The following is a 19945-nucleotide window of genomic DNA, read 5'->3' as shown; positions in this document are numbered from 1 at the left end:
GCTGTCGCCGGACGGCAGGCGGGCGAGCCGCCGCGGGAGAGTGGCTGGCAACGACGAGTTCGGCTGCCGACCGTGCGCGCGGCAGCGGTCGCAGGGCGGTCAGGAGGTTCTGTCAAGTGCCCGAGGTGACCCACCGGCGGACGCGGTACTCAATCCAGGTCCGCTGAGGAGAGGGCGGCCCCGATCGCCCGTAGCTGGGCGGTGGCGCCACCCAGACGGAACTCGTGGTGTTTGGCGGCGAGGAAGTAACGGTGCAGGTGGTGGTCGAGGTCGATGCCGACCCCACCGTGGATGTGAACGGCGGTGTGCGCGACCCGGTGTCCAGCGTCGGCGGCCCAGAACTTGGCCGTCGCCACCTCAGTCGGGCACGGCAGCCCCTCGGCGAGGCGCCAGGCCGCCTGCCACAGGGTGAGCCGGATCGCCTCGACGTCGATGTACGCGTCGGCGAGGCGCTGCGCCACGGCCTGGAAGGTGCCGATCGGCCGGCCGAACTGGACCCGCGTGCGGGCGTACTCGGCGGTCAGCTCCAGGGCCCGTTCGGTCACCCCGAGCTGGATGGCGCACGAGCCGATGGTGGCCCGGGTCGCGAGCCACGACGCGACCGCCCTGCCGTCCGCGACGCCGCCGAGCAGCCGGTCGTCGGGAAGGGCCACCCCGGCCAGGTCGAGCCACCCGGCACCCTCGCCGCCGGCCACCTGCTGCGGCTGCACGGTCACCCCCGGGTCGTCGGGGCAGACCATGAACACTGCGGTCGTGCCGTCGACCGTGGCCGGCACGAGCAACAGATCGGCGTCCGGAGCGGCGGGCACGGTGGTCTTCGCACCGGTCAGCACCCAACGGCCGGTGGCACGTTCGGCGCGTACGCCGTCGTCCTCGGCGAGAGCGGCGGTCAGGACCGCCGTACCGGCCAGGGCCGGGGTGACCCAGCGGGTGATCTGCGTGTCGTCGCCGAAGGCGGCCAGTCCGGCCGCCGCGGTGACGATGCCGGACAGGTACGGCACGGGCGCGACCGTCCGGCCCACCTCGACCAGGATCCCGCACTGCTCCAGCAGGCCGAGCCCGTCGCCGCCCACCTGGCGGGGCAGCGCGGCGGCGAGTACTCCCGCGTCGGCCAACTCCCGCCACAGCGGCCGGTCGAGGCAGACTCCCTTGGCCTCGATCTCACGACGTCGGTCGGCGGTGACCCGGTCGGTGAGGATCTGCCTGGTCAGCGCGGCGAGTTCGCGGTGGCCTTCGCTCGGGGTGAATCTCATGACCGCTCCTGCCGTCGGCTGTGCCGGCGGGCCGCAGGCAGGCCCAGTCCGGCGCTGGCGATGATGTCCCGCTGGACCTCGTTGGTGCCGCCGCCGAAGGTGAGGATCAGGGCGGAGCGGTGCAGCCGTTCCACGCGTCCGCGCAGCAGGGCACCGGGCGAGCCCTGCCGTACCGGCGCGTTCGCGCCGAGCACCTCCATGAGCAGTCGGTACGCCTCGATGGCGAACTCGGTGCCGTACACCTTGGTGGCCGATGCGTCGGCCGGGTCGGGGCCGCCGGTCGACTCGGCGGCGAGACGCCAGTTGTAGACCTTGAGGAACTCGGCCTTGGCGTGTACCCGAGCGAGGTGAAGCTGGACCCACTCCTGGTCGATGATGCGTCGCCCGTCGGGCAGGGTGGTGGCGAGGGCCCAGTCACGCACCTCACGCAGCGCGTGTCGGATCGGTGCCGCCGAGGTGAGGGCGACCCGCTCGTGGTTGAGCTGGTTGGTGATCAGGGGCCAGCCCCGGTTCTCCTCGCCGACCAGCGCGGAGCGCGGCACCCGGACGTCGGTGTAGTAGGTGGCGCTGGTGGTCGGCCCGGCGACGGTCCGCACCGGGGTCCAGGAGAAGCCGCTCGCGTCGGTCGGCACGATGAGAATCGAGAGTCCCTCGTGCCGGGGTGCCTCCGGCGCGGTGCGGCAGGCGAGCCAGACGTAGTCGGCGTACTGGATCAGGCTGGTCCACATCTTCTGGCCGTTGACGACGTAGGTGTCACCGTCGCGAACCGCCGTGGTGCGCAGCGAGGCGAGGTCGGTGCCGGCCTCCGCCTCGGAGTAGCCGATCGAGAAGTGCAGGTCGCCGGCCGCGATCCGGGGCAGGTAGTCCGTACGCTGCTGCTCGGTGCCGAAGCGCATCAGCGTCGGCCCGATGGTGTTGATGGTCAGGAACGGCACCGGCACGCCGGCGATCGCCGCCTCGTCGGTGAAGACGAGCTGGTCCAGCATGGATCGTGCGCCACCGCCGTACTCCCGGGGCCAGCCGAGGGTGAGCCAGCCGTCCTGGCCCAGCCGGCGGACGACCTCGCGGTAGGCCGTGCCGTCACCGTACTCGCCGCCGGTTGTGGTGAGCGCCTCCCGTAACTCTGGACTCATCACCTCGGCGAAGTAGGTGCGTAGTCGAGTGCGGAGCCGTTGCTGCTCGGCCGAGTAGGTGAGGTGCACGGTGCGCCCCCGTCCGGCTAGATTTAGAACACGTTCTAGCCTACCGGAGGGATCGATGATGAGCGAGGCATACCTTGTCGAGGCGGTACGCAGCCCGGTGGGGCGGCGCGGCGGTGGGCTGGCCGGGGTGCACCCGGCCGACCTCGGCGGTCATGTCGTCGCGGCCCTGCTCGACCGGGCGGGTGTGGATCCGGCGGCGGTCGACGACGTGGTGTTCGGTTGCGTGGACACCGTCGGTCCACAGTCCGGTGACGTCGCCCGCACGTGTTGGCTGGCGGCCGGCCTGCCGGAGGAGGTGCCGGGCGTCACGGTCGACCGGCAGTGCGGTTCGTCCCAGCAGGCGGTGCACTTCGCCGCCCAGGCAGTCCTCAGCGGCACCGCCGATCTTGTGGTCGCCGGTGGTGTCCAGAGCATGAGTCAGGTGCCGATCGCCAGCGCGATGGCCCCGCACGGCCCGTACGCCGGCTCCGCCGGATGGGCGGCGCGCTACGGAGACGAAGAGGTCTCCCAGTTCCGCAGCGCCGACCTGATCGCCGCCAGGTGGGCGATCACCCGCCCGGAGCTGGAACGGTACGCGCTGCTCAGCCACCAGCGGGCGGTCCGGGCCCGGGAGACGGGACGGTTCGCCGCCGAGATCGTGCCCTACGGCGGGTGCACGGCCGACGAGTGCCCACGAACGGACACCTCCCCGGCGGCGATGGCCGCGCTGGCTCCGCTGCGCCCCGGCGGTACGACCACCGCGGCCCTCGCCAGCCAGCTCGCCGACGCGGCCGGCGCCGTGCTGGTCGCCTCCGAGCGGGGGCTGCGGGTGCACGGGCTGCGCCCACGTGCCCGCGTCCACCACCTGAGCGCGCGCGGTGACGACCCGGTGCTGATGCTGACCGCGCCGATCCGGGCGACCGAGGTCGCGTTGCGGCGGGCCGGGATGAGCCTCGACCAGATCGACCTGATCGAGATCAACGAGGCGTTCGCCAGCGTCGTGCTCGCCTGGCAACGGGAGACCGGCGCCGAGCTGGACCGGGTCAACGTCAATGGTGGGGCGATCGCTTTGGGGCACCCGCTCGGCGCGACCGGCGCGCGGTTGCTGACCACGTTGCTGCACGAGCTGGAACGCACCGGCGGCCGGTACGGGTTGCAGACGATGTGCGAGGGCGGCGGCCAGGCCAACGTGACCGTCATCGAGCGGTTGTGAGCCGCGCCAGGCACTCGTCGGCCTCGGCCACGATCCGGTCGATGAGCTCCGCGCACGAGGGCAGGTCGTCGATCAGCCCCACCACCTGCCCGGCGGACATCACGCCGAGGTCGGCTCGGTCGTCGACCATCGCCGCCCGGAGCAGGACCGGAGTGTTGGCGGCCAGCAGCGTCTGGGCCCAGGACAGCTCCCGGCCACGGCGGGCGGCGAAGCCGTCGCGGACCAGGGCCGGCCAGGTCGTTCCGGTGATCCGGCGCAGTGCGACGGCCCGCCCGAGGGCTCCGGCCACCGCGGTGATCCGTCCCGATCGCTCCAGTCGCTCGACGAATCGGGTCCGCAGCACCCGGTGGGGCAGCCCGTCGATCCGCGTGGTGACCACGGTGTCGGTCGGGCCGCTGTCGAGATAGGCCTGCTTCACCGACGCCCCGACCGTGCTGTCGCTGGTCAGCAGGAACCGGGTGCCCATGGCGATACCCGCCGCGCCGTAGGCGAGCGCGGCGACCAGTCCTCGGCCGTCGAAGAAGCCGCCGGCCGCGACCACCGGGATGTCGACGGCGTCGACCACCTGGGGGAGCAGCAGGCTGGTGGGGACCGCTCCGGTGTGCCCGCCGCCCTCGCCGCCCTGGACGATGACGGCGTCCGCGCCCCAGGCGGCCACCTTCTCCGCGTGCGGGAGAGCGCCGACGGACGGGATGGTGACCACGCCGGCGTCCCGGAGCCTGGCGATGAGGTCGCGCCGCGGCGCGAGCGCGAACGAGACGACCCGTACCGACTCCGCGATGGCCAGCTCGACCCGTTCGCGCGCGTCCGTCGCGTCGGCGCGCAGGTTCACCCCGAACGGCGCGGACGTGCGACGACGTACCTCGCGGATCGCGGAGCGCAACTCGTCGAGGCTCATGGTGGCCGAGGCGATGACGCCGAGACCGCCGGCGTTGGCCGTCGCCGCGGTCAGCCGGGCACCGGAGACGTACCCCATGCCGGTCTGCACGATGGGGTGCCGGACGCCGACCAGCTCGGTCAGCCGGGTGCGCAGTACCGGGGACATGGGTGCCTCCTCGGTGGTGGTCGCCGGACCGGTGGGCGGGACCGGGTTCCCGGGTGGGTGGCGCCGCGGACCTACCGCCCCAGCTCGCGATCCCGCAGCCCGGCCGGGTCCAGCCGGTCGCGGATGAGCCGTAGCTCCGCGTCGGTGGGGGTTCTGGTCTCCGGCGGATCATCCGGTATGTGCAACGGGAAGCCGGTCGCGGCCACGACCTCGTCGACGCCGACGCCGGGGTGGACCGAGCGCAACCGCATCCCGCGGTCCGGCGACCGGAAGTCGAGCACCGCCTTGTCGGTCACCACCAGGCGGATCTCGTGGAACCGGTTGCCCGGCGGGCCGATGGCGGTGGCCCGGTCGTACCCGATCCCGCAGACCATGTCGACCTGGTCCACGAAGACCCGCCGGCCGTGGCGGGGCACCCAGTAGCTGGTCGGATGGTTGATGGTGTTTCCCGGGGCGCCCCGCACACCGAGCAGTTGGGCGGTGGGCCTTGCCCAGGCGCCGATGCAGGAGATGTTCTGGTTGCCGTACCGGTCGAGCTGGCTGGCGCCCATCATGACGTGGCGACGACCGGCGGCGACGATGCCGAACACCGCGCGGTAGGGAAGCCACCCCTCCGCCCCGTCGTCGCCGACCAGCGTGGCCTCACCGTCGGTGAGCACCAGGTCCGGAGCGAACGTGTGGCGGGCCAACCGGGCGCCCAGGCGGGGGATCACCCCCATGCCGCTGGCGAGGATCTCGCCGTCGCCACGCCACGCCTCGGCGCAGGCGACCACGCAGACCTCGGCCCGGCTGGCCCCGGTCACGACACGGCCTGCTGGTAGTGCGCCTCGTCTCCGTCGAGGTATCGGTCCCGGAACCGGTCCCAGGCCTGCGGACTCGCCGCGGAGCCCGCGTACTCGCGCTGGAACGCCTCGTCGCGGTCGTAGTCCGGCACGCAGCTGGTGAAGTGCGCTCCGTGCGGGGTCTCGACGACACCATCCACCATCATCCGACTGAGCAGGAGGCTCTGCGCGGGGCCGGCGGAGCGCAGCGCGGCCGTGTCGACCAACCGCTCGCAGGAGAGGAAGCTGCGGGTGGCGGCGAGGCAGAACAGGTCGTCGAAGTATGGGTCCGGGCCCAGGTACTGCCCGTTGCCGTGCCGGTCGGCCCGGTTGAGGTGCACCAGCGCGGCGTCCAGTGCGAGGGCGGGCATGGCCACCAGCTCCTCGCCGTCGGAGTAGGGCGAGCGCACCGTGCGCAGTCCGGCGTTGACCCGTAGGACGTCCGAGCCCAGCCCGGCGCGGATCGGCAGGTAGGGAAGCCGGTGCGCGGCCGCCAGCAGCCCCCAGTGCACCATCCCCTCGTCCAGCTCGGTGAGCTGGACGGCCCCCAACTGCCGCGCCCGTCGAAAGTGGGGTTCGAGGGCGATGCTGTCGAGGGAGACGAACCCGGACACCACCCGCCGTACGCACCCCGCCGCGACCAGCAGCCCGACGTCGGGCCCGCCGTAGGACACGATGGTGAGATCCGTGATGCTCGACCGGGCGATGGCGCGGACCAGCGCCATCGGTTTGCGCCGTGACCCCCATCCCCCGATGCCGACGGTCATGCCGGAGCGTAACTCGCCGATCACCTCCGCGATGCTCATCACCTTGTCGGCCATGCCGGTCAGGTCACCTTCCCTCTGCTGGGTCTCGCGTCACCGACCATCTCGGTCCAGGAAGGACTGCCGGGCGCGGTCGGACACACCCGCGAGATTCAGCTCGTAGGTGAAGCCCTGCTCGTAGCGGTAGGACCGCTGGATGTCGACGGGGTCGATCCCGTTGAGTGACTCCTTCGCCCGCCGAATGATCAGCGGATCTTTGGCCGCGATCTCCTCGGCCACCCGCCGGGACGTCGCGGCCAGTCGCTCCCGTGGCACCACCTCCAGCACCGACCCGAATCGGTGCAGCTCCTGGGCGGTGATGGTCCGGCAGGTGTAGACCATTGCCCGCATAAGTTGGTGCGGCACCAGGCGGGACAGGTGCGTCGCGGCGCCCAACGCGCCCCGGTCCACCTCGGGTAGCCCGAAGGTCGCGTCGTCGGCGGCCACGACGATGTCGGCGGTGCCGGCGAGGCCGACACCGCCGCCGAGGCAGTAGCCGTGCACCGCCGCCACCACGGGAACCGGGCAGTCGTAGACGGCCGCGAAGGCGGCGAAGCAGCCTCGGTTGACGCCGATCAGTGCCGCGTTGTCGGTGCTGTGGTGCAGTTCCTTGAGGTCCACGCCGGCACAGAACCCCCGCCCCGCGGCGGTGAGCATCACCGCCGCGACGGTCGGGTCGGCGGCGGCGGTCCGGACGGCGTCGGCCAGCGCGAACCAGTCGTCGGCGGGGAGCGCGTTGACCGGGGGAACGTCGATGACCACCTCGGCGATCCGGCCGTCGCCGCGAATGTCGATGCCCATCGCAGACGCTCCTAATCCCCGCGGGTGCCTCTGAACCCGTGGATGCTCTAGGACTCGCAGATGTTCTCGGGATCCACCGACGTTCTCGGAACCCGTACCAGCCTCAAACCTAACGCTTGCTTGGTGAGAAGCTACCATGGAATCCGTGGACGCATTGGACTTCGGCGGACGAAGCGTGGTGGTTACCGGCGGCACCCGCGGGATCGGTGCGGGCATCGCCCGCGGATTCCTGGCCGCCGGCGCACAGGTCCTGGTGTGCGGCCGGCGTGAACCGGCCGAACTGCCCCGGGTGGACGGGCGGGCGGCCCGGTTCGCGGCGCTCGACGTCCGTGATCCGGAGCAGGCCGGCCGACTCGTCGCGCTCGCGGTCGAGGTGGCTGGGCGGCTCGACGTGGTGGTGAACAACGCCGGCGGCGCGCCCTCCGTCCGCGCCGCCGACGCGTCGCCCCGACTGCACGCCAAGGTCATCGAACTCAACCTGGTGGCGCCGCTGCACGTGGCACAGGCCGCCAACGCGGTGATGCAGGGGCAACGGCACGGGGGTGTGATCCTCATGGTCGGCAGCGTCAGCGGGGTGCGCCCGTCGCCCGGGGCCGCGGCGTACGGCGCCGCCAAGGCCGGCCTGCACCACCTGGTCGCCAGCTTGGCGATGGAGTGGGCGCCGAAGGTGCGGGTGAACACCGTCGTGGTCGGCCCGGCGCAGACCGAGGTGTCCAACCCGCACTACGGCGGCTCGCGAGGTGCCGCGGCGGTGGCCCGGACGATCCCGATGGGTCGGCTGGCCCTGCCGCGGGACGTGGCCGACGCCTGCCTGTTCCTGGCGTCGCCGCTGTCCTCGTACGTCAGCGGAGCGGCACTGGCTCTGCACGGCGGGGGAGAGTGGCCCGGGTACCTGGCAGCCGTCACGGGTTCGGCGTACCCTGCCGATAAATAGAACACGTTATACATGGTCGACCGCGGAGGTGGGCATGGTTATCTCGATCAAGCCGCGGCGGGACGCGGTGGGACTGGGCCGCGGCCACCTGCTCGTCGGCGGGGCCTGGCGATCCTCACGCGACGGTAGGACGTGGCGGCACACGCATCCGGCGACCGGCGAGGAGGTGGGTGAGTTCGCGGTCGCGGACGCCGCCGACGTCGATGCCGCTGTCCGGGCCGCCCGCCACGCCTTCGACGAGGGGCCCTGGCCGCGCTGCCGGGCGAGGGAACGCATCCGGGTCCTGCGGCGGATCGCTGACCTCATCCGTGAGCACTCCGACGAGCTGCTTGCGCTCCAGGCGCTGGACAACAGCGTCCCGTTGAGCTTCAGCGACGCCTACGTGATGTCGCCCGGGTGTGCGGCCGATGTCTTCGACCATCACGCCGGCTGGGTCGACAAACTCGGCGGCGAGACGCTACCCCCTTATCAGGGGGGCGATCACCTGGTGTTCACGCTGCGTGAGCCGATCGGCGTGGTGGCGGCGGTCATCCCGTGGAACGCGCCGCTGCTGCTGGCCGCGCAGAAGATCGCGCCAGCGCTGGCGACGGGATGCGCGGTGGTGCTCAAGCCGTCGGAGTACGCCACCTTCGTGGTGCTGCGGCTGGCGCAACTCATCGACGAGGCGGGCGCGCCGCCGGGTGTGCTCAACGTGGTCACCGGGCCGGGTGAACCGACCGGCGAGGCACTGGTCACCCACCCATCGGTCGACAAGATCACCTTCACCGGCAGTCGTGCCGTCGGCCGGCGCATCCTGCACGCCGCCGCCGACGGAATTACCAGGGTGAGTCTGGAGCTCGGTGGGAAGAGCCCGTCGATCGTATTCGCGGACTCCGACGTCTACGCCGCGGCGGCGGTCACCATGGGCACGGTCACCGTCGGACTGTCCGGTCAGGCGTGTGTCGCCCACAGTCGAGCACTGGTCCAGCGGGAGGTCTACGACGAGTTCCTGTCGATCGCTGCGGGGGCGACCGCGTTGGTGCGCTACGGAGACCCGTTCGACGCCGAAACCACCGCGTCACCTCTGATCAACGGACGGCAGCTCGAGCGCGTGCTCGGGTACGTCGCGCACGGACAGGCGGAGGGTGCGCGCCTGGTGTGCGGCGGTGAACGGGTCGGGGGAGACCTGGCCGCCGGGAACTTCGTGACGCCGGCGCTCTTCGCCGACGTGGCCAACGACATGACCATCGCCCGGGAGGAGATCTTCGGCCCGGTGCTCGGCGTGATTCCGTTCGCCGACGAGCAGGAGGCGGTACGGCTCGCGAACGACACCGAGTACGGGTTGGCCGCCACGGTGTGGACCACGGATGTGAAGCGAGCCGTGCGCCTGGCCCGAGCCGTGCGGGCGGGCACCGTTGGGGTCAACGGTTACCAGGTGGAACCACACGCGGCCTTTGGCGGATTCGGCAAGTCCGGCCTCGGGCGCGAGGGCGGGCGTAGCTCGGCGGAGGCCTTCACCGAGCTGAAGACCGTTCTGCTGCCCACCACGGAGGAGCTGATGTAGGTGCCTGGCCGGGCGTCATGGTCCGAGAAGCTTGCGGTGATCCCAGCTCGTGACCCGCAGCGGCTCCACCACGTACGCGACGCGCTTGCCCGCCGCCCGGACCAGGTGGTCGTCCTGGCCGACGGCGGGTAGGTCCGGCAGCTGAGCGCTGATCATCCGACCGACCCCTACCACGTCGGCGACCTGCCGGGCCAGACCGCGCACCTGCACGCCGCGCAGGTCGAAGTACTCCTCGCCCTCCTCGACCAGGCAGGTCAGCCGGGGGTCGCGGGCCAGGTTGCGCGCCTTCTGCGAGGCGCGGTAGGTCCAGAACGCGATCATGCCGTCGGACATGGCGTAGAACATGGTGACCAGGTGTGGGGTGCCGTCGCGGCTGATCGTGGCGAGCTGGACCTTGCGGCACCGCGACAGCAGGTCCGCCGCCTCGCCCGGGGTCATCGCGATGGTGGCGCGGTCGTTCACGTGCCCTCGCCGAACGTGGTCGTGGCCAGCGGCAGGGTGGCCTCGCAGGCGAACCCAGCCCCGGGCGGGTCCTGGCGGAACAGTGGTCCGAGGGCGTCGTGCAGGGCGTGCGGTGACCAGGACCCGCCGTCGGTCTGGAAGCTCGCGCGTACCGTGGGCGGCGCCAGTACCGCGGCCACGCCGCCGTGGATCACGAAGACCTCGCCGTTGATCCGGGCTCCGGCCGGGCTGGCGAGGTAGCTCACCAGCGGTGCCACGTGCTCCGGGGACAGTGGGTCGGCCACCCCGTCCGGCGTGGGCCCCATGAGGTCGGCGGTCATCGCGGTGCGCGCCCGTGGACAGATGGCGTTGGCCCGTACGCCGTACCGGGCGCAGCTGCGCGCGGTCGCGACGGTGAGCGCCACGACGCCGGCTTTCGCGGCGGCGTAGTTCGGCTGGCCCGGCGAGCCGAGCAGGAACGCCTCGGAGGAGGTGTTGATGATCCGGGCGTACACCGGGGAGCCGAGCGCCTTGCTGCGCTCGCGCCAGTGGGCGGTGGCGAAGCGGGTGGTCACGAAGTGGCCCCGCAGGTGTACCCGTAGGACGAGGTCCCACTCATGCGCCGACATCGTGAAGACCATTCGGTCGCGGAGTACGCCGGCGTTGTTGACCAGGATGTCCAGCCTGCCGTACGTGTCGAGGGCCGTGGTCAGCAGCGACTCACCGGTCGACCACTCGCCGATGTCGCCCGTGCACACCGTGGCCTCGCCGCCCGCCGCAGCGATCTCGGCGGCCACCGCCGCGACGGCGTCACCGGGTAGGTCGTTGAGGACGAGCCGGGCGCCGCCCGCCGCCAGTGCGACGGCCTCCGCGCGCCCCAGACCGTTACCCGCCCCGGTCACGATCGCGACCGCGCCAGCCAACCCGAACCGCTGATCTGTCATTGGCGCTCCCTCGTCCTCGGACGGTCAGGTGGATCCGCCGGGCCCTCCGGTCTACCAAACGCTTGCTTGGTAGCCTATCAGCTTCCCGCCGACTTCGGCCGACGCCGGCGATCGAGCCGCGGCGTGCCGGACGACCCGGTGGGCGGGGCCACGATGCCGTCGAAGATCAGGCGGAGGATCGCGTCGGCGATCTGGTCGGTGTCCCAGCCGTTGCCACCGCTCTGCCCCCAGCGCGTCGGTATCCACAGCACGTCCCGCAGCAGCCGGTAGGTCAGCCGGGCGTCCAGGTCGGAGCGGAAGAGCCCGCTCTGCCTCCCCCATTCCAACTGGTCGACCCAGAGGCGCTCGATCTCACGGGTGGCGGTGCGCAGGTAGTCGAAGCGAGGTTGGGCGCGAAAGTAGCTCCAGTCGTTCTGCAGCATGGTCAGGGCGGCGCGGTGCCGGGCCAGCGTCGCCGTGCTGGAACGCACGAACTGCTCGATCGCGGCGCGCGGGTCGTCGGTGCCGGCGACCGCCTCGCGGTATCCCGTGAGCACCTCGTCGAGGAAACCGGACAGGATCTCGTCGCCGATCGACTCCTTGGAATCGAAGTGGTGGTAGAGGCTGCCGGAGAGGATGCCGGCCGCGTCGGCGATCTCCCGCACGGTGGTGGCCCGGAAGCCCTTCTCGGCGAACAGTTCGCCGGCGAGGTGCACGAGGTGAGCCCGGCGTTCCGACGGCAGGCTGGCGTTGCTGGCTTTCTTCGTCGCGGTCACGGTCGAATTATGGCCGGTCGCCCCGGCCGCACCCAGTCGCTTGCCCGGTCCGCGGGTCGCCGCTAACCTAGAACACGTTTCAGTTCCACTGGAGGTGGTCTCGTGCGGGCGGCGGTCTTCCACGCGGTCGGTGCCGACAGGGCCGAGATCCGCGACGACGTGTCGGTGATCGGGCCCGGTGCCGGGGAGGTCAGGATCAGGGTTCGAGCGGCCGGGGTGTGCCACTCCGACCGCTCCGCGCGCGACGGCGTGCTGCCACAACCGATGCCGGTGGTGCTGGGGCACGAGGCCTCCGGTGACGTCGTCGCGGTCGGAGACGGCGTCGACGACCTGGCTGAGGGGGACCGGGTCGTGGTCAACTGGCTGCCGGCGTGTGGGTCCTGCCCCTCCTGCCGGCGCGGGGAACCGTACCTGTGTATGACACACGTGCTGGCCGGGTACGCCCAACCACGCTTCCTGGCGGGCCAGACTCCGGTGTTCGCGATGGCCGGGTGCGGCGCGTTCGCCGAGGAGATCGTGCTTCCCCGGGCCGGTGCCGTGAAACTCGCCGCCGATGTGCCGTACGAGGTGGCCGCGCTGGTCGGCTGCGGCGTGATGACCGGCGTCGGTGCCGTCGTCAACACCGCCCGGGTCGAGCCCGGGGCAACCGTCGCGGTGATCGGCTGCGGCGGCGTGGGCGTCGCGGCGATTCAGGGAGCGCGTCTCGCCGGCGCCGCGGTCATCGTCGCCGTCGACACCGTCGAGGCCAAGCAGCAGGTGGCGCTGCGGTTCGGGGCGACCCACGGGTGCGGCCCGGACGGCATCGGCGAGCTGTCCGCCCAGCTCACCGGCGGCGAGGGGTTCGACACCGTCTTCGACGTGGTGGCCGTACCGCAGACGCTCCGTTCCGCTTGGACGGCGGCGCGCCGGGGTGGGACGGTCGTGGTCGTCGGTGCCGGGCGGGCCGACCAGCAGGTCGCCTTCAGCCCCTTCGAGCTGTTGTTCGAGGGCAAGACCATCACCTCCTCGCTGTACGGGGCGGCTCAGGTGCCGCGAGACTTCGACCGGTTGTTCGATCTCTGGCGGGCCGGCCGGCTGGACCTCGCCGGCATGATCAGCCACCGGTTGCGGCTGGAGGACGTCGGGGACGCCCTCGCCGCTCTCGGGCGCGGCGACGTCATCCGGCAGGTCATCAACTACGACGGCGTCGGCTGAGCGGCGCGGGTGATGCGCCTCGGCGTGATGACCGGCTACAGCGGCGGGTTCGCGCAGGTGGTCGAGGAACTCGTCGACTACGAGGCCGCCGGGCTGGACCTCGTCGCGGTGCCCGAGGCGTACAGCTTCGACGCGGTGAGTCACCTCGGGTTCATCGCCGCGCGCACCCGGCGGTTGCAGATCGCCTCCGGTGTCATGCAGCTCTACACCCGCACTCCGACGCTGATCGCGATGACGGCCGCGGGTCTCGACCACGTGTCCGGTGGCCGGTTCTGTCTCGGGCTCGGCACGTCCGGCCCGCAGGTGGTCGAGGGCTTTCACGGCGTGGTCTGGGACGCGCCGTTGGGGCGGACCCGCGAGGTCGTCGAGATCTGCCGGCAGGTCTGGCGCCGGGAGCCACTGAACTACCAGGGCCGTCACCACCAGGTCCCGCTGCCGCCGGGGCGGGGGACCGGGTTGGGTAAGGCACTCAAGATTATCAACAGTCCGGTGCGGAGCCGGATCCCGGTCGTCCTGGCCGCGGTGGGGCCGCGCAGCGTCGCGTTGGCCGCCGAGATAGCCGACGGCTGGCAGGCGTTGTTCTTCCACCCGGAGCGGGCGACCCGGGTGTGGGGCGCCGCCTTGGACGCCGGCCTAGCCCGGCGGGAGCCCGGGCTGGGCCCACTGGACATCCTGGCCTCGGTTCCCTTCGCCGTCACCGACCAGCCGGCGGAGCAGCTCGCCCACCATCGGGCCCAACTCGCGCTCTACATCGGTGGGATGGGGGCCCGGGGAAAGAACTTCTCCAACGACCTCGCCCGCCGATACGGCTACGAGGATGCGGCCCGGCTGATCCAGGACTGCTACCTGTCCGGACGCAGGGCGGAGGCAGCGGCGGCGGTCCCCGACGACCTCGTCCGCGACACCGCACTGGTGGGACCCGTCGACTTCGTTCGGCAGCGGCTCGCCGCGTTCGCGGCGGCCGGGGTCAGCACACTGTTGGTCAGCCCGATGGCCGCCACCCGCGCGGAGCGGGTGCGACAGGTCGGCAGCCTGCGCGTCCTCGTCGACGAGCTGAGATGAGTCTCCTCCGCGTGAGGTCGCGGTGGCCCCTCAGACCCGGTGGGTGTCACAGCAGGACGAGCAGGGCGGCGCCCACCGCGGCCGCCGGGGCCGTGGTGATGACGGTGGCCAGCACCGCTGAGCGGCGGCGCAGTGCGGCGAGCGGGATCAGCGCGTCGCCGTCCTGGCTGATGGCGTTGGCGACCAAGGTCGGCAGAGGGATACCGCCGCTGACGTAGAGGCCGGTGAAGACGATCTGCACCGCACAGCCCGGGATCAGGCCGACGGTGGCGCCGACCAGCACGCCGAGCAGACCGGTGAGCGCGAGTTGCGAGCCGTCGAAGCCGGTGGTGTGGGTGACGACCTCCCAGGCCAGGTACGCCACCGCGACCCAGACGGTGACGAAGGACGCCTCGTGGGCGCTGTGCCGGAGCGCCGCCGCGAAGGAGCGCGGCTGCGCCGTCTCCAGGGAGTCGTCGGCCAGCCGGCCCCGGCCGGCGGCGAAGATCAGCGCGGCCGTCAGCGTGCCCAGCACCCCCAGCCCCAGGTACGGGTCGATGCCCCAGAGGATCCGGGTGAGCGCCTCGGGACTGACCATCTGGAAGACCACCGGCACCGACACGACGAACGCTGGTGTGGTCAGGCCCCAGAACGCGGTGGACGCGGGCACCCGGGGCAGCAGGCCGCCGAGCAGCCGCCGGGAGACAGCCAGGTCCGGTCCGCCGGCGGCGGCGAGCCCGGCCGGCTCGAGGGACATCCCCGGGGTCGGCGTCCGGCGTACGGACCGGGCGGGGTCGATGCCGAGCGCGTCGACGACGTACCCGGTGGCCAGTCCGACCACGAAGAGCAGCGCGTGCAACTGGAGGGCGAACATCGGGTTCCAGGCGAGCACCACCCAGGAGGAGTCGCCCATCGTGGCGGCGAGGGCGGCGACCGTCGTTCCGAACGACACCTTGCGGCGGGCGTACAGCGGCATCAGGATGATCGCACCGCCGCAGCCCGGGGTCACCCCGAGCAACGCGCCCACCAGCGGGCCGAGCCGGCGGCGGCGGCGGGTCAGCCCGTCGGTGACCCGGTCGCCGTAGCGCCAGCGCAGCCAGCCGAACAGCGCAACCATTACGGCGACGTAGACGCCCACCTGCATGAACGCGTCGGCGAGCGGCCGCAGGACGACGTCAGTCACCGCACACCCCCTCCGGTACCGGCACCGGGTTGGTGCCGTACAGGCGCGGGTCGCCCGGAGGCAGTACCGGCTCGGGTGCGTGGGCCCGCGGCTCAGGGTCGTACCGGAACTCGCCCCTGCCGTCCGGCGCGGGGCTGGACGCCCAGCGCCCCTCGGCGGCGGAGCCGTCGGGGCGCGGCGAGAGGTTCAGGTACGTGTAGCCGAACCGTTCGGTGAACTCCTTCGAGTCGGGGAACGCGTCCGGCACCGGCATCTCCTCGAGGCCGTCCTCCTGGAGCTGCTCGATCGCGGCCAGCCACATGTTCTGGTGCGTGGTGTCGCGGGCGAGCAGGAAACGCAGCAGCTGTTTGACGCCGGGGTCGTCGGTCATGTTGAACAGGCGGGAGACCTGGAGCCGGCTCTGGGCCTCGGCGGCCACGTTGAGCTGGAAGTCGGCCATCAAGTTGCCGCTGGCGGTGACGAACACGGCGCTCCAGGGCACGCCGTTGCTGTCGGTGGGCAGGGCACTACCGCCGCCCTGGATGAAGTGCGCCGGGTTGGAGCCGCCGTAGATCGCCCCCACCATCGGGTTGTCGTCGGCGGCCTCCTGCACCGACAGCGGCGCGGCCTCCAGCAGCCGCGTGATCATCGTGGCGATCATCTCGACGTGGCCCATCTCCTCGGTGCCCACGTCGAGCAGCAGATCCTTGTACTTGCCGGGTAGGCGGCAGTTCCACCCCTGGTAGAGATACTGGTTGGCGACGGTCATCTCGCCCCACTTGCCGCCCAGGATCTCCTGCAGCCGGCGGGCGAAGGCCGCGTCCGGGCCGTCCGGCTTCGCCTCGAACTGCAGGTCCTTGATGTGGCTGAACATCGATCCCCCTTCGGTCGGTGCCGAGGGACTTCCCGCGGCGCTGGCCTGTTGGGGCCAACCGGCGGCCCGGCCGGGTCAACCCGTCGGCGGCCCGCCGGGGAGCAGAATCTCCAGGGCCACGCCCCGGGGGTGGAGCCGGAGTACGCGCATCCGACCGCGGTCGGCGGTGACGAGCTGCCGCACGATCCACAGCCCGAGGCCGGACGTCCCGGCGCCGGGGGCCGGTCGGCGGATCGCCTCGAAGAGCGCCGGTTGCAGCCATCCCTCGTCGGTGACGAGGATGCGGAGGCCGCCGCGGCGCAGCGCGGCGTAGACGCCCACCTGCCCGCCGGTCGGCCCGTGCCGCAGCGCGTTGTCCACCAGGTTCACCAGCACCTGCCGGGTGCGAAGCTCGGGGACCGGACAGGCGCCGGCCCGCCGGGTCACCCGGATGCGGCGTCGGTGGTCGGGCACGAGGAGGGCGACGCCGCGCAGGATCTTCCCCAGCGGCACGGTGGTCGCCTCGGGTCGCGTGGCGAGAAGGAGGGCGTTGGTGCTGGAGGCCGCGTCGCGGAGCAGGTTCTGCAGGTGCCCGGCCTGGTCGCGGGCGAGTTCGTTGAGCGCGCGACGCTCGTCGCCGGACAGCGGGCGCCGATCGTCGGTGAGCGCCCGGGTCACCGACGCGAGTGTGCTGACCGGGGTACGAAACTCGTGGCAGAGCACCCGCAGCAGCAGCTCGGATTCGGCGCCGACCACGGGGCAGTCGGCGCGGGCCGGACCGGACCGACGGAACCCCCTGAGCAGCCCCTGCCATGCACGCATCCAACCGACTCCCCTCGTTCGGTGCATACCCGCATGATCCGTACCCCTTCGGGAAGGGATCAGGCATGCCCGCCGCCCCTGCCCTTCGGCTCGCGGTCGTCGACGATCACCCGCTCTTCGTGCGCGGGCTGGAGTTGCTGCTGCCGGCGGCCACGGCCGGGCGGGCATCCGTGGTCGGGTCCACCGGTGACGCGGCGGCAGCCGCGTCCCTGGTGAGTCGGTGCCTGCCTGACCTGGTGCTGGTCGACCTGCACATGCCGCCGCCGGGCGGTGTGCGGGCGGTGGCGGCCATCCGGCGGACGACACCGCGGGTCAGGGTGGTCGCCATGTCCGGCGCGACGGACCCGGCGCCCGCCCTCGACGCCCTGCGGGCAGGCGCCGAGGGCTTCCTGCCGAAGAGCGCGGAGCCGGAGGAGTTGCTTCCCCCGCTGCTGGCTGTACTCGACGGCTGGGCTGTGCTGCCCGGGGACCTGCTGCGGGGACTGCTCCGCCCGTCCCGGGTCCCGCGGGTCGACCTGGACGACGACGAGCGGGAACTGCTGCGTGCGATCGCTGCCGGGCGCGGGACACTCGAGATCGCCGTCCTGCTGCATGTCTCCGAGCGCACCGTCAAGCGGATGACTGCCGCTCTGCTGCGCAAGCTCCGGGTCACCAGCCGAGCCGAGGCCGCGGCCCTGGCCGGCCATGCCGGCCTGCTCGCGGACTGACCGCACACCGCTCTCCGGCCGTTCGTAGCCGCCGACCAGCTCCGGCCACGCTGGACTTTCCGCCGCTCCGAACAGCGCATCCACGTTTGGACCGCCAAACGACTGTCGAGCCGAGTATCCGATTGAGGTAGGTCTGACCGACTGCGTGCTTCGGCGGCCACGGGGATGGTTGGCATCGTTCGTGGCCGGCGGTCCGAAAGTGCTGGGTGAGGTTTCGGCCGACTCGACGAAGCGCCAGTTTCCGGCTTGGGCGAGACCGGCCGGAGATAGCGTCGCGGTGACGGTACTGGCCTGCTGTGGCGTGCCGAGCGGACAGGGGAGGTGCCGTGTGCCCAAGTCGTCGTCGCGCCGCAACGCGCCGGTAGTGGTCCGGGAGCATCTCGCCGGACTGTCGGCGGCCCAGACGTGGCTGGCCCGGGTCGCCGCGATATCGACGACGCCCTGCGAGTCGTGGTTCGTCGAGCGGATGGTGAGCCGCTCGGGCACCGACCTCTGCGGCGACCTGGAAGATCTCGTCGTCCGGGGAGTTCTGCGGGACACCGGCCACGGACTGTCTCCGTCCACGGAGGCGGTTCGCGACGAAGTCCTGCGGGCGGCTCCGCCGACGCTGGTGTCCGCGCTGCGTCAGCGGGCCGCAGACGTACTTGCGTCGGCGGGGCTCCCAGCGCTGGCCGCCGGGCAGGTGCTGCAGGCGGTCCGCGCCGGCTACCCGGTCGACCTGGAACTGGTATCCGCCCTTGCCGATTCGCCGGCGATCGATCCGTCTGTCGCCGCGGACCTGCTCACCGCGGTGCTTGCCCGGCCGGACGCCAGGGTCGAGCCCGGCCTGTGTCGGGCCTGGACGCTGGCCACTGTCGACAATCTCATGCTCGCCGACCGCGCCGCAGAGGCGCTCACGGTACTCACCGAGAAGATCGCCGCCGGCCGTGACACGGCGCAACACATGGCGCTGCTGCACGGCCGGATGGGCGCCTGGTATGCGGCCGAGCGTCCGTCCCAGGCGCTGCGGTACCTGCGGCAGGCGCTCGCCCAGCGACAACTGCCCCCGGACGATCGCGCATGGCTTCTCGCCACCGCAGCCGGGGTGGCCAGCCGGGTCGGTCACCCCGAGGCGCCAGCGCTGCTCCGTCGGGCGCAACGGGCCCGGCCGACGACACCGACACCCGGTAGTGACGTACGGCTGGCTTTGGCGCGATCGGCCGCGGCCCTGTCCCGCGGCGACGTGCCCTCGGCCACGCGCGCAGTGGGCTCGGTCGACCCGAGATCTCCACATGCCCGATCCGAAGCGGCGGCGCTGCGGGTGGAGCGGATCGTTGTCCAGCTCGCCGCCGGTGAGTTCGACAACGCCCGCACGGCCCTGCGGTTGGCCGTGGAGGAGGTCGGAAGCCTGGGTGCCGCGGTCCGGCCGACGCTCGTGGCACTCGGCTGTCAGCTGCGGCTCGCCGTCGGCCAACTGTCGGAGGCTGAGGCGCAGGCCCGACTCGCGTTGCGTGATCATTCGCGCCGGAGGTTGCCCGACCCGGTCCGCGCCGACCTGCTCGCCGTCGTTGCCGAGGTGCTCTTCCGCCAGGGGAGAGCGGACCGGGCACGAGAACTGCTCAACCCCGAGAACGCCGGACAGGACTGGCCGGACGACATGCCGTGGCTCGCCCTTCGCTGCGCCGCGGCGGCCGATCCCGACCCGACGCGGCACCCCGACCTCGTCCTGGCGGCCGTCACGGGCCTGGCCCGGTCGCTGCGGCCGCTGGTGCTGCTGCCGCAGCAGGCGACTCGACTGGTGCGGGCAGCGCTCGCCATCGGTGACCTCGGGCAGGCGCGGACCGTCGAACGATTCGCGGGGACTGTCGCGGCCCAAACCGCAAGCGCCCTGTGGCGGGGCATCGAACGGCACACTCACGGGCTCATCGAACGAGACCCGGCGGCGCTGGCGGAGGCGGTGTCACGCCTACGCGCGACGGGTGCCCGGACCGCACTGGCGGATGCCCTGTTCGACGTGGCGCGGCTGCCGAAGACGCCGCCGGCCGAGGCCCGCGCGGCGGTGACGGAGAGCGCCGCTCTGTTCGGCCGGCTCGGTGCCACCGGCGACCAGAAACGGGCGCAACACTGGGAGACCGAACTCGGTACCGCCCGACGCCGTCGCCGAGCCACGGCCGCGCAGCACGGCTTCGCAGCGTTGACCACTCGCGAGGCCCGGGTTGCGGAGCTGCTGGCCACCGGTGCGACGAAGAGACAGGCCGCGTCCCTCCTCTACGTCTCGTTCCACACGGTCGACACTCATCTGCGAGGTGTGTACGCCAAGCTCGGCATCCGCAGCCGGGTGGAGCTCGCCCGGCTCTGGGCCAACCGCGAAAGCCACACCCGAGCGGCGTAGGACACCGCCAGCGACCGGAGGAAGCCGGTCCCAGCGGGGCCGGCGGCAGACCTCGATCGAT

19 protein-coding genes are annotated in these 19945 nt (G+C 72.2%); 7 read left to right on the top strand and 12 right to left on the bottom strand.

Translation table 11 applies throughout. The annotated features are described in order from the left end of the window. Positions 1–149: 149 nt before the first annotated feature. Together QTQ03_RS07160 and QTQ03_RS07155 are read right to left on the bottom strand one after the other, a co-directional pair. Positions 150–1253: an acyl-CoA dehydrogenase family protein gene (locus QTQ03_RS07160; protein WP_289277300.1), complete on the bottom strand. Its 1104-nt coding sequence runs from the start codon at positions 1251–1253 to the stop codon at positions 150–152. Beyond that, the gene (locus tag QTQ03_RS07155; RefSeq protein WP_289277299.1) at positions 1250–2455 is read right to left on the bottom strand and encodes an acyl-CoA dehydrogenase family protein; all 1206 of its coding nucleotides are present in this window, start codon (positions 2453–2455) and stop codon (positions 1250–1252) included. Before QTQ03_RS07155 ends, QTQ03_RS07160 begins: the two co-directional genes overlap by 4 nt. Before the next feature lie 58 nt (positions 2456–2513). On the opposite strand from QTQ03_RS07155, the gene QTQ03_RS07150 reads away from it, so the two are divergent. After that, positions 2514–3647, top strand: coding sequence for an acetyl-CoA C-acetyltransferase (locus QTQ03_RS07150; RefSeq protein WP_289277298.1), 1134 nt, complete (start codon positions 2514–2516; stop codon positions 3645–3647). Here QTQ03_RS07150 and QTQ03_RS07145 read toward each other — a convergent pair. The 4 genes from QTQ03_RS07145 to QTQ03_RS07130 form a co-directional block, all read right to left on the bottom strand. Further along, positions 3631–4692, bottom strand: coding sequence for an NAD(P)H-dependent flavin oxidoreductase (locus QTQ03_RS07145; RefSeq protein WP_289277297.1), 1062 nt, complete (start codon positions 4690–4692; stop codon positions 3631–3633). The genes QTQ03_RS07150 and QTQ03_RS07145 overlap by 17 nt on opposite strands. 71 nt (positions 4693–4763) lie before the next feature. Then, entirely contained in the window at positions 4764–5495 is a 732-nt protein-coding gene (locus QTQ03_RS07140; RefSeq protein WP_289277296.1) for a CoA-transferase subunit beta, read from the bottom strand. Continuing rightward, a complete protein-coding gene (locus QTQ03_RS07135) occupies positions 5492–6334 on the bottom strand; it encodes a CoA transferase subunit A (protein WP_289277295.1) in 843 nt (280 codons plus the stop codon). Before QTQ03_RS07135 ends, QTQ03_RS07140 begins: the two co-directional genes overlap by 4 nt. Before the next feature lie 36 nt (positions 6335–6370). After that, positions 6371–7117: an enoyl-CoA hydratase family protein gene (locus tag QTQ03_RS07130; protein WP_289277294.1), complete on the bottom strand. Its 747-nt coding sequence runs from the start codon at positions 7115–7117 to the stop codon at positions 6371–6373. Between the two features lie 145 nt (positions 7118–7262). Between QTQ03_RS07130 and QTQ03_RS07125 the strand changes: the two genes are divergently transcribed. Together QTQ03_RS07125 and QTQ03_RS07120 are read left to right on the top strand one after the other, a co-directional pair. Then, complete coding sequence (locus QTQ03_RS07125) at positions 7263–8051, top strand: SDR family oxidoreductase (protein WP_289277293.1); 789 nt, start codon at positions 7263–7265, stop codon at positions 8049–8051. Between the two features lie 34 nt (positions 8052–8085). Further along, positions 8086–9594 carry an aldehyde dehydrogenase family protein gene (locus tag QTQ03_RS07120; protein ID WP_289277292.1) on the top strand — a complete coding sequence of 503 codons (1509 nt, stop codon included), beginning with the start codon at positions 8086–8088 and terminating at the stop codon, positions 9592–9594. A 15-nt stretch (positions 9595–9609) separates the two neighbouring features. Here the strand turns inward: QTQ03_RS07120 and QTQ03_RS07115 are convergent, their stop codons facing one another. The 3 genes from QTQ03_RS07115 to QTQ03_RS07105 form a co-directional block, all read right to left on the bottom strand. Continuing rightward, positions 9610–10056: a pyridoxamine 5'-phosphate oxidase family protein gene (locus tag QTQ03_RS07115; RefSeq protein ID WP_289277291.1), complete on the bottom strand. Its 447-nt coding sequence runs from the start codon at positions 10054–10056 to the stop codon at positions 9610–9612. Beyond that, entirely contained in the window at positions 10053–10979 is a 927-nt protein-coding gene (locus QTQ03_RS07110) for an SDR family NAD(P)-dependent oxidoreductase (RefSeq protein ID WP_289277290.1), read from the bottom strand. The genes QTQ03_RS07115 and QTQ03_RS07110 overlap by 4 nt, the downstream gene beginning before the upstream one ends. Before the next feature lie 77 nt (positions 10980–11056). Continuing rightward, positions 11057–11734 (bottom strand): TetR/AcrR family transcriptional regulator, encoded by a 678-nt coding sequence (locus QTQ03_RS07105; RefSeq protein ID WP_289277289.1) that lies wholly within the window; start codon positions 11732–11734, stop codon positions 11057–11059. A gap of 102 nt (positions 11735–11836) precedes the next feature. Between QTQ03_RS07105 and QTQ03_RS07100 the strand changes: the two genes are divergently transcribed. Then, the gene (locus QTQ03_RS07100) at positions 11837–12928 is read left to right on the top strand and encodes a Zn-dependent alcohol dehydrogenase (RefSeq protein WP_289277288.1); all 1092 of its coding nucleotides are present in this window, start codon (positions 11837–11839) and stop codon (positions 12926–12928) included. A gap of 27 nt (positions 12929–12955) precedes the next feature. Continuing rightward, positions 12956–13990 carry an LLM class F420-dependent oxidoreductase gene (locus QTQ03_RS07095; RefSeq protein ID WP_289277287.1) on the top strand — a complete coding sequence of 345 codons (1035 nt, stop codon included), beginning with the start codon at positions 12956–12958 and terminating at the stop codon, positions 13988–13990. Positions 13991–14036: 46 nt separating this feature from the next. Here QTQ03_RS07095 and QTQ03_RS07090 read toward each other — a convergent pair whose 3' ends face one another. From QTQ03_RS07090 to QTQ03_RS07080, 3 genes are all read right to left on the bottom strand, one after another. Then, entirely contained in the window at positions 14037–15152 is a 1116-nt protein-coding gene (locus QTQ03_RS07090) for a putative manganese transporter (protein ID WP_289277286.1), read from the bottom strand. Then, positions 15145–16005 carry a manganese catalase gene (locus QTQ03_RS07085; protein WP_289277285.1) on the bottom strand — a complete coding sequence of 287 codons (861 nt, stop codon included), beginning with the start codon at positions 16003–16005 and terminating at the stop codon, positions 15145–15147. The genes QTQ03_RS07090 and QTQ03_RS07085 overlap by 8 nt, the downstream gene beginning before the upstream one ends. A gap of 75 nt (positions 16006–16080) precedes the next feature. Further along, complete coding sequence (locus QTQ03_RS07080; RefSeq protein WP_289277284.1) at positions 16081–16806, bottom strand: sensor histidine kinase; 726 nt, start codon at positions 16804–16806, stop codon at positions 16081–16083. Positions 16807–16871: 65 nt separating this feature from the next. On the opposite strand from QTQ03_RS07080, the gene QTQ03_RS07075 reads away from it, so the two are divergent. Continuing rightward, positions 16872–17513, top strand: a complete 642-nt coding sequence (locus QTQ03_RS07075) for a response regulator transcription factor (protein WP_289277283.1) — start codon at positions 16872–16874, stop codon at positions 17511–17513. 328 nt (positions 17514–17841) lie between these two features. Beyond that, positions 17842–19884, top strand: a complete 2043-nt coding sequence (locus QTQ03_RS07070; protein ID WP_289277282.1) for a LuxR family transcriptional regulator — start codon at positions 17842–17844, stop codon at positions 19882–19884. The last annotated feature ends 61 nt before the right edge of the window (positions 19885–19945 follow it).

Origin of the sequence: Micromonospora sp. WMMA1363, assembly GCF_030345795.1 — a bacterium.
Lineage (GTDB): Bacteria > Actinomycetota > Actinomycetes > Mycobacteriales > Micromonosporaceae > Micromonospora.
This window is presented reverse-complemented; position numbering and strand designations above follow the sequence as displayed.